The following is a 14,307-nucleotide window of genomic DNA, read 5'->3' on the forward strand; positions in this document are numbered from 1 at the left end:
CTGGCCGAAACCCTTGCGACTACTAGGCTTGCGGGCATGTGGCGCTGCCGCACAGCCGCCGGCGTACCCCAAATAACGGTTGTCAAGACTGGTCATTCGGAATCAGTTCACTATACTTAGCCAAGTTTTCCGCATCACCCACTATATCTAGTAGTCAAACCGGGGAGCCGGCCCCAAGAGCGAGGTAGCAGCCGCGAAGTTCGCGCATCGACTGCAAACCTCCCCGCAAGGCCAGCGAATCACAAGAGTCCCTGGCGAAATGTCCACGTAAAGGCAGTCTGTCCGCGCCCGCTTTCCAGCCGGGAGGGACGTTCTTTTTCGCCGCATTTCGCCAGGGGCTCTTTTGTCTCTTATTGCCAGGGTAAAAAACAGGAGTTCTCATGCAAACGGCCCAGAACGAAATCACCACGGGTGGCGCCGCCGCCGGTATGGCACCGACCGCGCAGCAGACCCCCGCCAACGCCGCTAATACGAATTACCCGGATCACAAGATCATTCGTCGCAACGGTGCCGTGGTGGCGTTCGAGCCGTCCAAGATCGCCGTTGCCATGACCAAGGCCTTCCTCGCCGTCAACGGCGGGCAGGGCGCCGCCAGCGCGCGCGTGCGCGAGATCGTCGAGCAGCTGACCGACAACGTGGTGCGCGCGCTGGTGCGCAGCCGCCCGAGCGGTGGTGCCATCCATATCGAAGACGTGCAGGACCAGGTCGAGCTGTCGCTGATGCGCTCGGGCGAGCATGAAGTGGCCCGTGCCTACGTGCTGTACCGCGAGAAGCGCAAGGCCGAGCGCGCCAGCGCCAGCGCCGAGGCCGTGGCCCGCGTGCAGGAAGCCGGCATCAGCATCAACGTGACCGACGCCGGCGTGACCAAGCCGCTGGACATCGTCGCGCTGCATGCCCTGATCGACAACGCCTGCGCCGGCCTCGGCAAGACCGTCAGCGCCGAGCCGATCCTGAAGGAAACGCTGAAAAACCTGTACGAAGGCGTGCCGATGACGCAGGTGTACGACTCCGCCATCCTGGCCGCGCGTACCCTGATCGAAAAGGACCCGGACTACAGCCAGGTCACCGCCCGCATCCTGCTGCACACCATCCGCAAGGAGATCCTGGGTGCCGAAGTGACGCAGGCCGAAATGACCACGCGTTACGCCGAGTACTTCCCCAAGTTCATCGCGCGCGGCATCGAAGCCGAGCTGCTGGACGAAAAGCTGGCCACCTTCGACCTGGCCCGCCTGGGCGCCGCGCTCGACGCCGGCCGCGACTTCCAGTTCAACTACCTGGGCCTGCAGACTCTGTACGACCGCTACTTCCTGCATATCGATGAAACCCGCATCGAAATGCCGCAGGCCTTCTTCATGCGCGTGGCCATGGGCCTGGCGCTGAACGAGAAGGACCGCGAAGCGCGCGCCATCGAGTTCTACCAGCTGCTGTCGTCATTCGACTTCATGTCGTCCACGCCGACCCTGTTCAACTCCGGCACCCGCCGCTCGCAGCTGTCGTCGTGCTACCTGACCACCGTCTCGGACGACCTGGAAGGCATCTACGAAGCGCTGAAGGAAAACGCGCTGCTGTCCAAGTTCGCCGGCGGCCTGGGCAATGACTGGACCAACGTGCGCGCGCTCGGCTCGCACATCAAGGGCACCAACGGCAAGTCGCAAGGCGTGGTCCCGTTCCTGAAGGTGGTGAACGACACCGCCGTGGCCGTGAACCAGGGCGGCAAGCGCAAGGGCGCGGTCTGCGCCTACCTGGAAACGTGGCACCTGGACATTGAAGAATTCCTGGAGCTGCGCAAGAACACCGGCGACGACCGCCGCCGCACCCACGACATGAACACGGCCAACTGGATCCCGGACCTGTTCATGAAGCGCGTGATGGAAGGCGGCGAATGGACGCTGTTCTCGCCGGCCACCTGCCCGGACCTGCACGACAAGGTCGGCAAGGAATTCGAGAAGGCCTACCTGGGCTACGAAGCCAAGGCCGCCAGCGGCGAACTGAAGCTGTTCAAGAAGCTGCCGGCGCTGCAACTGTGGCGCAAGATGCTGGGCATGCTGTTCGAAACCGGCCACCCGTGGATCACCTTCAAGGATCCTTGCAACATCCGCAGCCCGCAGCAGCACGTCGGCGTCGTCCACAGCTCCAACCTGTGCACGGAAATCACGCTGAACACCAACGACAGCGAGATCGCCGTCTGCAACCTGGGCTCGGTCAACTTGGTCGCCCACCTGGCCAAGCAGGCCGACGGCACCTACGCGCTGGATCACGCCAAGCTGCAGAAGACCGTGCGCACCGCCATGCGCATGCTCGACAACGTGATCGACATCAACTACTACGCGGTCGACAAGGCGCGCAATTCCAACCTGCGCCACCGTCCGGTCGGCATGGGCATCATGGGCTTCCAGGACTGCCTGCACGTGCTGCGCACGCCGTACTCCAGCAACGCCGCGGTCAAGTTCGCCGACACCTCGATGGAGGCCGTGTGCTACTACGCCTACCAGGCGTCGACCGAGCTGGCTGAAGAGCGCGGCCGCTACAGCACCTACGAAGGCTCGCTGTGGGACCATGGCATCCTGCCGCAAGACTCGCTCAAGCTGCTGGCCGAAGAGCGCGGCGGCTACCTGGAAGTGGACCTGTCCAGCACCATGGACTGGGACAGCCTGCGCGCCCGCATCAAGCAGCACGGCATGCGCAACTCGAACTGCATCGCGATCGCCCCGACCGCGACCATTTCGAACATCATCGGCGTGTCCGCCTGCATCGAGCCGACCTTCCAGAACCTGTACGTCAAGTCCAACCTGTCGGGCGAGTTCACCGTGGTCAATGACTACCTGGTGCGCGACCTGAAGGAACGCGGCCTGTGGGACGAAGTGATGGTTGCCGACCTGAAGTACTTCGACGGCTCGCTGTCGCGCATCGACCGCATCCCGCAAGACCTGCGCGACATCTACGCCACCGCGTTCGAAGTCGAGCCGACCTGGCTGGTGGAAGCTGCAAGCCGCCGCCAGAAGTGGATCGACCAGGCCCAGTCGCTGAACATCTACATGGCCGGCGCGTCGGGCAAGAAGCTGGACGACACCTACAAGCTGGCATGGGTGCGCGGCCTGAAGACCACGTACTACCTGCGCACCATGGCTGCCACGCACGTGGAGAAGTCCACCGTGTCGCGCGGCTCGCTGAACGCGGTGTCGTCGGGCAGCGACAGCGGCTCCGCCCTGGACGCGGCTGCAGCATCGGCCCCGGCCATGCCGGAAGCCGAAGGCGCGGTCTGCACGATGCGCCCGGGCGACCCCGGCTTCGAAGAGTGCGAAGCCTGCCAATAAGGCAAAAAGCCTAGAGAGTAAAAACCACCCCCTGTTTGCTCCCCTCTCCCGCTCGCGGGAGAGGGGTGGGGGAGAGGGCCGGCGCCCCAACGAAGTGAAGCGTCAAACCTGACGAAACCACATGCGCCCCCCAACCGAATCACGGAGAACACCATCATGCTGAGCTGGGACGACGACGTTCAAGCCACCCCGCAGGCCGCACCGCAGCCTGCCCTGCAACCCGCCGCATCGGCCACCACCGCTGACCAGCAAGGCGTGCTGCCGCCGAGCGCCACGCAAGCCGGCATCCTGGGCAACAACCCCAACGCCGCCGCCGCGCAAAGCAACCGCCGCGTCAATGCCGCCGACAAGCGCGTCATCAACGGCTCGACCGACGTCAACCAGCTCGTCCCGTTCAAGTACAAGTGGGCGTGGGAAAAGTACCTGGCCGGCTGCGCCAACCACTGGATGCCGCAGGAAATCAACATGTCCCGCGACATCGCCCTGTGGAAAGACCCCAACGGCCTGACCGAAGACGAGCGCCGCATCATCAAGCGCAACCTGGGCTTTTTCGTCACCGCCGACTCGCTGGCCGCCAACAACATCGTGCTGGGCACCTACCGCCAGATCACCGCGCCGGAATGCCGCCAGTACCTGCTGCGCCAGGCCTTTGAAGAGGCCATCCACACGCACGCCTACCAGTACATCGTTGAATCGCTGGGCCTGAACGAAGCCGAGATCTTCAACGCGTACCACGAAGTGCAGTCGATCCGCGACAAGGACGAGTTCCTGATCCCGTTCATCGACACGCTGACTGATCCGTCGTTCAAGACCGGTACGCCGGAAAACGACCAGAAGCTGCTGAAGTCGCTGATCGTGTTCGCCTGCATCATGGAAGGGCTGTTCTTCTATGTGGGCTTCACGCAGATCCTGGCGATGGGCCGCCAGAACAAGATGACTGGGGCTGCCGAGCAGTATCAGTACATCCTGCGCGATGAGTCGCTGCACTGCAATTTTGGTATCGACCTGATCAACCAGATCAAGCTGGAGAATCCGCATCTTTGGACGGCGGAGTTCAAGGCTGAGATTACTGAGTTGTTCAAGAAGGCGGTGGATCTGGAGTATCGCTATGCTGAGGACACCATGCCGCGTGGCGTGCTGGGTCTGAATGCGCCGATGTTCAAGTCTTATCTGCGCTTCATTTGCAATCGTCGGTGCCAGCAGATTGGTCTTGATCAGCTGTTCCCGAATGAAGAGAATCCGTTCCCGTGGATGAGCGAGATGATCGATCTGAAGAAGGAGAGGAACTTCTTTGAGACGCGGGTTATTGAGTATCAGACGGGTGGGGCGTTGAGCTGGGATTGAGGTTCGAATGATGAAAAATGGGAGCTGATGGCTCCTATTTTTTTTTGCCTAAGATGGCTGCTATCGGCCAGAAGCCGTCGCTCAAATGCTTGCCTCGACTGCACACAACCTGGACGCTTAGCGGCGGCAATCCTAGCCCGGTACGAAGATTGATTCCTCCGGTGTTGTGATCGCTTTGGCAAGTGCGGATGGAACCCTCCGTTTGGGGCATGCGAGTTTATAAGCCTCTCGTCATAATCGCCGGTCGGACCTCCGATCACCGATACGCCAGCCTGGCAGCGTGCGGGCGAAAAAGCGGGATGGGCAGAAGAATCACGTGCCGGAATCGGCTGGCATTCCGATCAAGCGGTACATATCGAAGGACGTCGATTCGAGTCAAGGAGCAGAAGCCAGAAATGAAGATCCAAACCGTTCTCATCCGGAACTTTCGAACGTTAAAAGAGGTAACGATTCCGTTCGATTCCGTCACGACCTTCATCGGACCGAACGGTGCTGGCAAATCAACGGTGCTTCGTGCGCTCGACTGGTTCTTCAACGGCAAGCCCGGCTCGCTGACAGAGAAGGATTGCTCTTTTGGGGCGACAAACGAAGACATCGAGGTTCAGATCACCTTCGCAGACCTCACCGAAAAGGATCGCGAGGCACTTGGCAAGTACGCCCCAGAGGGAGTTGGCACGTTTACCGCGTGGAAGCGCCGATCTCCTGATGGCACTGATGTGCTCTCCGCCAATGCAAAGGGATTTCCGGATTTCAATGCAATCAAGGCGGCAGGCGGCGCGACTGCGAAGAGAGAGCTGTACGCCAGTCTCCGGCGCGATCGCCCGGAGCTTAATCTTCCCGTGGCGAATACTGGTCCTGCCGTCGAGCAGGCGATGACGACTTGGGAGGCGGCTCACACCGATCAACTTCTCGATGCGCCCGAGGCTCTGCAAACCAACTTCTTCGGTTTCAACAGCGGCGGCAAGATGAGCGGCCTCTTCGACTTCGTCCTCGTTACGGCTGACCTTCGGGCGAGTGAAGAGTCCATCGACGGCAAGGCAAGCATCATTGGGCGAATCCTGGAGCGCTCGATTGACCGAACTGCCGCTGATGAGGCGATCGCAGAAATCGTTGCGGAATCACGGGCAAGGCAGCAACAGGTCTATGAAGAGAAGTTTAAGGAGCAGCTTGGGGCCATCACCACGCAGCTCAACGAGGTCGTAACAACCTATGCGCCCGGCAGGGCAATCACAGTTGCGCCGGCTGAAGTGGAACTCAAGGCCCCTCGCACGACGTTCGACGTGGCGGTGCTTGACGGCACCACCGAGACTGCGGTGGAGCGGCAAGGACACGGCTTTCAGCGCACGCTGCTTATCTCCGCGCTACAACTCTTGGCGCAGTCAGGGGCAGCCTCTACCGAGGGAGTAATTTGCCTGGCGATCGAGGAGCCAGAACTTTTCCAACATCCGATTCAGGCGCAGACCTTTGCGAAGGTGCTTAGATCGCTCGCCGAAGATGCTAGCAAGCGCATTCAGGTGACCTATGCCACCCATAGCCCCTACTTCCTGGAGGCCCGACATTTCCATCAAGTCAGACGGCTTACGAGATCGGCTGACGAAGTGCCAGTAGTTACGGTCCACTGCGCCACGGTTGAGGATGTGAAGGCTCGGCTGAATGGAACAGTAGATGCCGATGTGGTGGATCGCAGGCTCGACCATAATGTGGCGGACCAGCTTGCCATAGCACTCTTCGCGAATCGCGCATTTCTCGTGGAGGGCACAACCGAGTCTGCTGTGTTCTACGGTATTGGAGATAGAACTTCCCCCGGCGCCCTTGAAGCGGCAGGAATTTCGATCGTTCCTGTTGGCAGCAAGACATCGATACCCCTCGCGCATGCGATTCTGAAATCTATTGGCGTTCCAGTCTATGCACTGTTTGATGCGGACGGTGGATTTGAAACGCGAGCCAAAGCCAAAAATAAAAAGCAAGAGGAAATAGATCGAGAGCGCAACAATCATGCGGTAGAGAACCGCAGGTTAATGCGGTACTTCGGCTTACCTGAAGAGGATTTTCCACCTAATACCATTTCGGACGTCGCGGCAATATTAGATGACAACCTGGAAGCGTTTCTCTCTGCGAACTGGGGTGAGTGGACAACCGCCTGCAATAGCGTCGAGGACGATGCTGGAATAAAACTCTCGAAGAACCAACTAGCGTACCGGACTGCAACACTCCGGTCGGGAGGAGTGGTGCCACAAGTGCTTACGCAGATTCTTGTCAAGGTGGAGGGGAAGTAATTGGCGGTAGCTGCCCGTGGTCATCTTGCACTCTGGGATTTGCAACCGGTGCGGATCGATGTCCCAGTCCGGCCACGAGCGGTCGGTCGACCTCCGCTTTTGCTTCCTCCGGCCGGCTCGCGTGCTATCGTCGAATCGCGGACGGACCTTCAACAACACGGATATGCGATGCAGAAAGCGCTCCCCTGGTTCATTCTGAGTTGGCTACTTGCGGTGGTCACCCTCGGTGCGGTGACTCTCAATGCGGCACCTCTTGTTGCCGGTGCATTCTATATTGCTGCCGCCCTGGCTGGCGTCACCGCCGCTGAATACTTGGAGCGGGAGCGACCAACGTTCGTTTCAGACCTTGTCTGGACCGCTGTGCCGCTGACGCTTTTCCTATTCCCTCTCGCGCTCGTCCTACTCAGCGTGCGGATTTATAAGGTTTGGCGGAATCCCCAGGCGCGGGCCAAGACGACGAGAATTCCCTAATGCATGTCGTGCCATACAGCGGATTTGATATGTCGGACGGAATCTGTAGCCTCCGCGGCGCCGCCCAGCGTCCGGTCGTCCGAAATCGAGCGAACAGTGGCCCGCCGTAGATCGGGTCCATCTGGGGCCGGCTCCGGCCGCAAGCGGTCGTTGAATTGCGCAAGCGGAGGCTGCAATGTATAGGAGTACAGACATCAATAATTTTCGCCCGCCATCGGCAGACGAAAGAAAGCTGATCTCCGATTTGACCGCCGCTGAGTTCCCTGGCCGAGCGGAAGTGATCGAGCAACTTGAGCAGTGTGTTGTGCGACTGATTGATGAGGACGGCAGTCTTGAACTACGCGTGATGCATCCAGTCGCCGCACCAGTGTTACATCGCATTCCAACTGAACTCTACGGCCCTGACGTTGATGGAGTTCAAATCAGCGTTCTCCTGCATGTTGTTGATGGACTGTGCCGCGAGATCGAAATCTATAAAGTCGACGGAACCACTATCCAACGAATGCCAGAAATTTGGCACCGATTCATCCCCGGGCCAGACGAGGCGGAATAAGAGTCAGCGACGGCCCAATAAGCACCCCGTCACTTCCTTACTCTTCAGCAGTGAATCGCGCGAATTCGAGGAGCATGTGCAAATTGAGCGACCGTTTTCGGGAAATGAGTCCGGCCGCTTTGGGTCGGTAGGAGGCGTTCCATTGATCCCCCACCTCGCCGCTCGTCTCACTCCACTGAAATCACGACCTTCTTATGCGCCACCCTGACTTTCAGCAACTGTCCAATGCTGAAGCCGGCTTTCTCAAGCCAAATACCCCGCAGTCGAATCCAAGGGATCGCCCGTAGCCCAGCAAATCTGTTATTGCTTCCTGGAGCAACCGGGTAAAAAGTACGCCCGGTCTTGATAATGCGCACCTGCGCACCAGCAGATCGTTTCGCCATAGCCAACTCCTGTGAGATCGCATTTCGCCCTGTTCATGGGGCGGCCAGGTACTTTGAACACCGCTCACAGACGGCCCGCAGTTTTCCCCTTACGGGTCTTGTATGACTGCGCGTTACCCGGCCATAGCAGGAGCTATGGACGCAAAGAACCACGGACTGTCGAGCGTGGTTGAGTCGCTGTAAGAGGTGTGTTCAGCACCGTGGGTTAGGCTAACGATCCAATCTTCCGCCGGCGACCGCTGATAAGTGCACGTACTTGGATCCATGCCGCCGCCCAACAGAGCCCCATGGCGAGCGCACGTGCGGCAAGCGCCAAATCCCCGATGAAGCGGAGGTCGCGGGACCGCTAACCTCAGCTGCACACGCCGCCGCTGTTGCCCAGCCAAGGAACGCTGCTTCCAACGTGCCCATGGCGGGGAGACGCAGCTCCACTGCCCAGTCAACCCTCGACATTCGCGTCGTTCGAAGAATGCTCCCGCGCGGTGCCGTTCTCAACGCGATACACCCGATCTGCCGCCTGGACCAGCGCATGCCGATGCGTAACCACAATCAGCGTTGGCACCCGCTCCCTGACACGCGCGAAGATTCGAGCCTCACGTTCTGAATCGAGCGATGAAGTGGGTTCATCCAGAATGAGTACCGCGGGGCGGCGCGCGAGCGCTCGGCCCAGTGCAACACGCTGGCGTTCCCCTCCCGACAGGGCTCTGCCTTGAATGCCCAGCGGACGATCCAGGATGTCGCCGTTTCCGTCGGCGGCGATCTCATGCAATTCAAGCAAGGTAACGAGTTCGTGCAGCGCGCGGTCTGAGGGCGGGTTGTCACAACCGTAGGTCAGATTCTCCCTGAGTGAACCGGTCAGGATCATCGGTGCCTGAGGTGCGACGGCGACTTCGTTTGCGATATCGCTGACAGACAGCTTGCTGACGTCCGCGCCAAATAGATATACCTTGCCAGCTGCGGGGCGGGTAAGGCCGAGCATCAGGTGAGCAAGGCTCGATTTGCCCGCGCCCGATGGGCCGATAAGCGCGACAAGTTCGCCGCGCCTGATAGTGATTGTCACGTCCTGCAGAATCTGCTTTCCGCCTTGCGTAACAACTGCGTGATCGATGTGGCAGACTTCATTCGCAGCACGGTCGATGTGCGCACTAGATTCACTGCGCTCGATTGGCATCTTCAGCAGGCCAAAGCCTTCTCGCAGCGCGAGATGGTTGCGGCGCAAATCGGACAGCGATCCCGCGAGGTTGGTGAAAGGTATCGCCAGTGTCACGACGTAGCTAACGATCATGACGAAATCGCCAGCCCGCAGTACGGAGTAGGTGACGCCGTATGCGGTCGTCACCGAGAAGAGCGTAAGCAAAAGACCGGTGCAGATGGCTTGCGCCGCAAGCAGAAGTGCCAGCCTGGTATTTCCGCGGCTGAATTTGCCGATATAGACATCCAGCGTGCGCTGCAACGCGGCATCTTCTCTCGCGTAGGCTTTGTTAAGTTTGATGTCCAGCATGAACCCGAGTCTTTCAACCAGATGGCTCGACAGCATGTCGGCACCGCTGAAGATCTCTTCATGAGCGCTCTTGCTTTGGTCTGCGAGGAACCATGTAGCGGCAAAGAGTAGCAACACGGAGATGGCGAACCCGAGAGCGAACGCGCCGTCAGTCAGTCGCCACAGAACGACGCTGGCAAATACTAACTGGAGAACAATCGGGACTATTGCCCAGAACACCGAGAACGTGATTGCACTGAATGCCGCGCGACTCCGCGCAATGACTGAGACCAGTTTGCCCGGGTCCTCGGCATTCAGGCGAGGGTAGTCAACCCTGATCAGTCTGGCAAAGATTGCATCGTGGAATGCCGCATCACACCTGGCGAAAACGGCCGAGAAAATCATCGCTTTCAGCCACTCGAAGGCGCGAACGGTAGTCCAGGCCATTCCGTACGCGGCTGCCAGAATCACCGGCATGCCTGTAGCACTGAGCGTGGCGTCTACAGACAAAGCATTGGTTGTCTCACGCAAGAGGTAGGGAACCAGCGTAGACAATGCCGCGGACAGCGCTACAAATAGGGTTGCTCCGCAGAAGTGGATTGGCAAGGCTGGGTACTTTCTGACCGCGATTCGGTAGGCGTAGATCCAGTCCTTATACAAGTCCAACAGAAACCTCATCGCGCGTCATCTTTAGGGGTCGAAGCCAAGCGGAGACTTTGGATCAGATCTGGTCATTTCACACTGATCGAGACCATCTGCTCGCAGATTAAGGTTTGTTGCCAGACAATGGGCGTCAGAGTATTCGGAACATTGCTGAAGAAATCTCTGCCGATTCGCGATATGCCGGGAAGACTCGCTGCGACGCAGCGAAAAATCCACGCCAGACGACGCCTAGCGAGATCAACGCCATAATTTCGCGTCCGCCGCTCGACTCGCTCATCTACAAGCGCGACCACCTTCGCTGACCGGCTGCAGCCGTTTCCGTCGCCTTTGCAGAAACGGACGCATATCTCTGCGGATTTCCTCCGTTGCGACGATCCCATTGCGCCAACTACCTTGGGCGAGCATGCACCGGGCATCATGCCAGACGGCTCTTTTGAGCATAACGAAGGTGGAGGGGAAAGGTGATCACCGGACTCATTTGCGTGGGCGACCGGACTACGCACGGCGGGACAGTCATTACCGGCGATGCCACCAGCATCATCGGTAATCGCGCCATGGCGCGTGCAGGGGACATGACCATCTGTCCCAAGTGCAAGGGTGCTTTTCCGATCCTGGCGGGCGACGGAATTATCACTGCGCCCAATGGCGTTCCCTACGCCAGGCATATGGACCGCACCGCCTGCGGTGCCAGGTTACTAGCCAGCCAGGACAGCACGTTGGCAAGCGACATGGAGACACCAGTAGCCGGCGACTTTGAACCGGCAGGGATCGCGGCTGTAACGGGTTCTGGCCTCTGCCTGGATTGCTTGATGAAGGCGGCTGCGACAGGGTCGGCGACTGTCGTGCGAGGGTAGCCGGCTAATGGACGTCCTCGATCGATACAGCCAACTGCGTGCACGCTTGCAGACGCTCAACCTGTATGCGCTGGTGGATGGCGCGCTGTATCAGCAGCATCGGGAGCGACAGCTTGAACACGTGCCCGGCGCGGTGGTTGCCTTGTTCTCCAGTACAGCGGATGACGCGCTGGCACACGCGGGCCCTTGGCTAGTAGATGCGACGCAGGTAACTGATGCAGTCCTGCGTGACTTGAGCTCGCTGGAGACGACGGCACCGGCCGTTACCTGGCTCATCGCTGAAGCCGATCTCACGGGGCTTTCACAATTGTTGCAGCTGCGACTCGACGTCAAGCTGCCCGATGGACGAATCGCGCTCTTGCGGTTTTGGGATCCACGTGTGCTGACAGCTCTCTTTCAATTGATGGCAGGTGACCAACGAACGGAATTCTTTGGCCATATCCATGAATGGCATTTCCTGGACAAGGGCATCAGAGTCTGGATAGGGAGACAGCATGCTGACGCTAAGTGAGGCGCAATGGCAGGCGCTGCGGCACTTAGAAACCCAGAACTTCGTCGCTGCGGTATTTGAGCAGTTTCTGGCCCATCGTCCGGAGTTGTTGCAGAGCCCGGGTAGAGAGGAGATCTGTAGCCGAATGCAAGCGGGTTATAGCCTGGCGGCGGAGTCAGGTCTTCTGTCCACGCAACACATCGTGAAGTTGCTCTATCTCTGCGCCGATGCGCCGCAGATGGCAACGGATCGCCAGGTCCGCGCATATCTCTCGAAGCCGGGCGCAACGCCGGAACAAAGACTGGATGATCTGTCAGCGGTGATGAAGCTCGTCCTCAAGGAGAACCGTTGATGGCGACGCTGGCAATCCCTGCAATCCGCTTGATTGCGTCAAGAGTGCTTCAGTGGCTCGGGGCCGCAGCTGCGGCCGGTGCGGCGACGGAGGCGGCGCGTCAAAGGACAGAGGATGCTGAGAATTCAAGAACCACTCCGATAGCGCGTGCTGAGTCGCCGGCAAGGGAAAAGGACCGATGCGAAGAATGCCCGCCAGACGGTGGCGGCCTGACACTGCAACCGACGGCAGGTTGGAGTAACGAAGCGATTTCATACCAGCGGCGCATTGGTGCTATGCCGGAGGCCCCGCCGGGATACCTCTTCGAATGGACCTATAAGGGCGTCAAGTTTGATGGGTTCGAATCGGGTCAGTGTTTGCTGAAAGAGGCGAAATCAACCTATGACCAGTTCTTTAGCGAAAGAGGTGAATTCCGATATTTCTTTCAAGAAAAGATCTTCTTGGCTATGGCTGATTCCGCAGCGCGGCAGCAGGGGGCTGCGCAACCGATGCCACCCACACGCCTCCGATGGCATTTCATGGAGTGGATGTCCTTCCAATACATGCAAAGGGTCTTAAGCAGCGTAGCGCCGCGCATCGAAGTTGTTTACCACCCCTGATACCGGTCATGGCACACGAACTCCAGCTTCAGTTCAGGACCTTCCCTAATCAACGGCTATACCTCGAGGACCATCTCGCCATGGTTAGGCGCTTGGTCCAGATACTAGGTGCGGAAGATGCGCTGCTCGGCGAATCCGCATGGTATCTAAGCGGAGATACGAAGGACGATTCCTATCGATATCAACTTTTCGGAGACCAGGGTCCAACTGCGGCAGCATTGGCAGTATTGAAGCGCGAGCAGGAAGGCAAGGAAGTCGTAAAGTCATTTGCCATATGGAACGGCCAATTGGAGAACGAGAAGGGCGCCTCCATTGCCTACTACTTCGACCGCACGGACGGCTCTGCGTCGGGACTCAGGCTTACGTTGGGGGCAAAGCCATCGACTAGCAGACTGGGTGCTTGGCCTACGGTTGCGCGAGCTCTGAGTGAGACGGTAAAAATCTGGCAGCCGCTGGTCGCCACCATTGACACACGAAACTACAACGGTGTTTTTCTCGACCGCCCACGAGCTGGCTGGATGCTCTACCTGCCAACGATTCTCACGGATCAGCAAGTTCCGGAAGCTCGCGCACTTGTCAGCGTCCTGAATGAGAAAAATAAGCAGTTAGGAACCATTGTTGTAAGCGTAGTTGACGGTCCATTCTCGGGGAGCGATCCGGAACATGTCAGGGTAGCCCATGCCATTGAGGTACGGCTTGTCGATCAGGACCTTTTGCCGCGATACACCGATCTGTAACTCTCGAGAGCAATCGACAGACAAGATTCCGCTGCCATGTCGCATGAGCTATCCCTGCGGTTTCGGCCATCAGCCGATTCGCCTCTCACTCTGAAAGACCATCTGTCGCTTATCCAGGAGCTAACGCGATTTCTGGGAACACAAGACGCGCTGCTCGATGAATCCGCGTGGCTGTTGGCAGCTGACACGAAAGAGGACTCTTACCGGTACTTGGTCTTCGACAGACAAGGCCCTACCACGGCTGCACTGTCGGCCCTGGACCAGGAGTTGGAAGGAGAGAACGCCATAAAGACCTTCGTCATATGGAATGGGCAGCTCGCGAAGTCGCAAGGCGCGTCCATTTCTTACTTTTTTGATCGGGCTGACGGTGCAGCGTCGGCGATGAGTCTTACTCTAGGGTCTAAGCCTCCAGCGAGTCGATTGGGCCCTTGGTCCACGGTTGCCAAGGTCTTGAGCGAAGCGGTAAAGATCTGGCGCCCGTTAGTCGCTACCGTCGATACACAGAAGTATGTTCGTGGTTTTCAGATCGTCCTGCTGTAGGCTGGATGCTCTACCTGCCGATGCTCCTCACGGAGCAGCAAATTCCGGAAGCTCGCGCACTGATTAGCGTGCCCGACGAGGACAACAAGCGAGTGGGAACGATTGTCGTGAGCGTAACCGACACCCCTTTTTCCGGCACCGATCCGGAACACGTCAGGGCGGCAAATGCCATTGAGGTTCGGCTCGTCGATCAAGACTTGCTACCGAGATACATTGACCTGTAGAAAGTACTGTCGGTTGCAGACCTGTCA

13 protein-coding genes are annotated in these 14,307 nt (G+C 58.9%); 11 read left to right on the forward strand and 2 right to left on the reverse strand.

Annotated elements, in window-relative coordinates; all coding sequences use genetic code 11:
- Nucleotides 1–380: 380 nt before the first annotated feature.
- The 5 genes from MKD38_RS21605 (at nucleotide 381) to MKD38_RS21625 (ending at nucleotide 7,958) form a co-directional block, all read left to right on the forward strand.
- Entirely contained in the window at nucleotides 381–3,314 is a 2,934-nt protein-coding gene (locus tag MKD38_RS21605; RefSeq protein ID WP_252679856.1) for a ribonucleoside-diphosphate reductase subunit alpha, read from the forward strand.
- Between the two features lie 156 nt (nucleotides 3,315–3,470).
- Nucleotides 3,471–4,658: a ribonucleotide-diphosphate reductase subunit beta gene (locus MKD38_RS21610; RefSeq protein WP_025583754.1), complete on the forward strand. Its 1,188-nt coding sequence runs from the start codon at nucleotides 3,471–3,473 to the stop codon at nucleotides 4,656–4,658.
- A gap of 395 nt (nucleotides 4,659–5,053) precedes the next feature.
- Nucleotides 5,054–6,934 (forward strand): ATP-dependent nuclease, encoded by a 1,881-nt coding sequence (locus MKD38_RS21615; RefSeq protein ID WP_252679858.1) that lies wholly within the window; start codon nucleotides 5,054–5,056, stop codon nucleotides 6,932–6,934.
- 168 nt (nucleotides 6,935–7,102) lie between these two features.
- Nucleotides 7,103–7,405: a hypothetical protein gene (locus MKD38_RS21620; RefSeq protein WP_252679860.1), complete on the forward strand. Its 303-nt coding sequence runs from the start codon at nucleotides 7,103–7,105 to the stop codon at nucleotides 7,403–7,405.
- Between the two features lie 175 nt (nucleotides 7,406–7,580).
- Nucleotides 7,581–7,958, forward strand: a complete 378-nt coding sequence (locus MKD38_RS21625; protein WP_252679862.1) for a DUF6984 family protein — start codon at nucleotides 7,581–7,583, stop codon at nucleotides 7,956–7,958.
- 167 nt (nucleotides 7,959–8,125) lie between these two features.
- On the opposite strand, the gene MKD38_RS21630 is transcribed toward MKD38_RS21625, so the two are convergent.
- Both MKD38_RS21630 and MKD38_RS21635 read right to left on the reverse strand, forming a co-directional pair.
- Nucleotides 8,126–8,341: a SymE family type I addiction module toxin gene (locus tag MKD38_RS21630; protein WP_252679864.1), complete on the reverse strand. Its 216-nt coding sequence runs from the start codon at nucleotides 8,339–8,341 to the stop codon at nucleotides 8,126–8,128.
- A 439-nt stretch (nucleotides 8,342–8,780) separates the two neighbouring features.
- Complete coding sequence (locus MKD38_RS21635; RefSeq protein ID WP_252679866.1) at nucleotides 8,781–10,487, reverse strand: ATP-binding cassette domain-containing protein; 1,707 nt, start codon at nucleotides 10,485–10,487, stop codon at nucleotides 8,781–8,783.
- A gap of 458 nt (nucleotides 10,488–10,945) precedes the next feature.
- Between MKD38_RS21635 and MKD38_RS21640 the strand changes: the two genes are divergently transcribed.
- From MKD38_RS21640 to MKD38_RS21665, 6 genes are all read left to right on the forward strand, one after another.
- Nucleotides 10,946–11,338 carry a PAAR domain-containing protein gene (locus MKD38_RS21640; RefSeq protein ID WP_252679868.1) on the forward strand — a complete coding sequence of 131 codons (393 nt, stop codon included), beginning with the start codon at nucleotides 10,946–10,948 and terminating at the stop codon, nucleotides 11,336–11,338.
- Nucleotides 11,339–11,345: 7 nt separating this feature from the next.
- Nucleotides 11,346–11,849, forward strand: coding sequence for a DUF4123 domain-containing protein (locus tag MKD38_RS21645; protein WP_252679870.1), 504 nt, complete (start codon nucleotides 11,346–11,348; stop codon nucleotides 11,847–11,849).
- A complete protein-coding gene (locus MKD38_RS21650; RefSeq protein WP_252679872.1) occupies nucleotides 11,833–12,180 on the forward strand; it encodes a hypothetical protein in 348 nt (115 codons plus the stop codon). Before MKD38_RS21645 ends, MKD38_RS21650 begins: the two co-directional genes overlap by 17 nt.
- Nucleotides 12,180–12,779, forward strand: a complete 600-nt coding sequence (locus MKD38_RS21655; protein ID WP_252679873.1) for a Tox-REase-5 domain-containing protein — start codon at nucleotides 12,180–12,182, stop codon at nucleotides 12,777–12,779. Before MKD38_RS21650 ends, MKD38_RS21655 begins: the two co-directional genes overlap by 1 nt.
- 8 nt (nucleotides 12,780–12,787) lie before the next feature.
- Nucleotides 12,788–13,516: an Imm52 family immunity protein gene (locus MKD38_RS21660; RefSeq protein ID WP_252679875.1), complete on the forward strand. Its 729-nt coding sequence runs from the start codon at nucleotides 12,788–12,790 to the stop codon at nucleotides 13,514–13,516.
- A gap of 545 nt (nucleotides 13,517–14,061) precedes the next feature.
- Complete coding sequence (locus tag MKD38_RS21665) at nucleotides 14,062–14,280, forward strand: Imm52 family immunity protein (protein ID WP_252679883.1); 219 nt, start codon at nucleotides 14,062–14,064, stop codon at nucleotides 14,278–14,280.
- The last annotated feature ends 27 nt before the right edge of the window (nucleotides 14,281–14,307 follow it).

Origin of the sequence: Cupriavidus sp. WGlv3, from assembly GCF_023952475.1 — a bacterium.
GTDB lineage: Bacteria > Pseudomonadota > Gammaproteobacteria > Burkholderiales > Burkholderiaceae > Cupriavidus > Cupriavidus phytorum.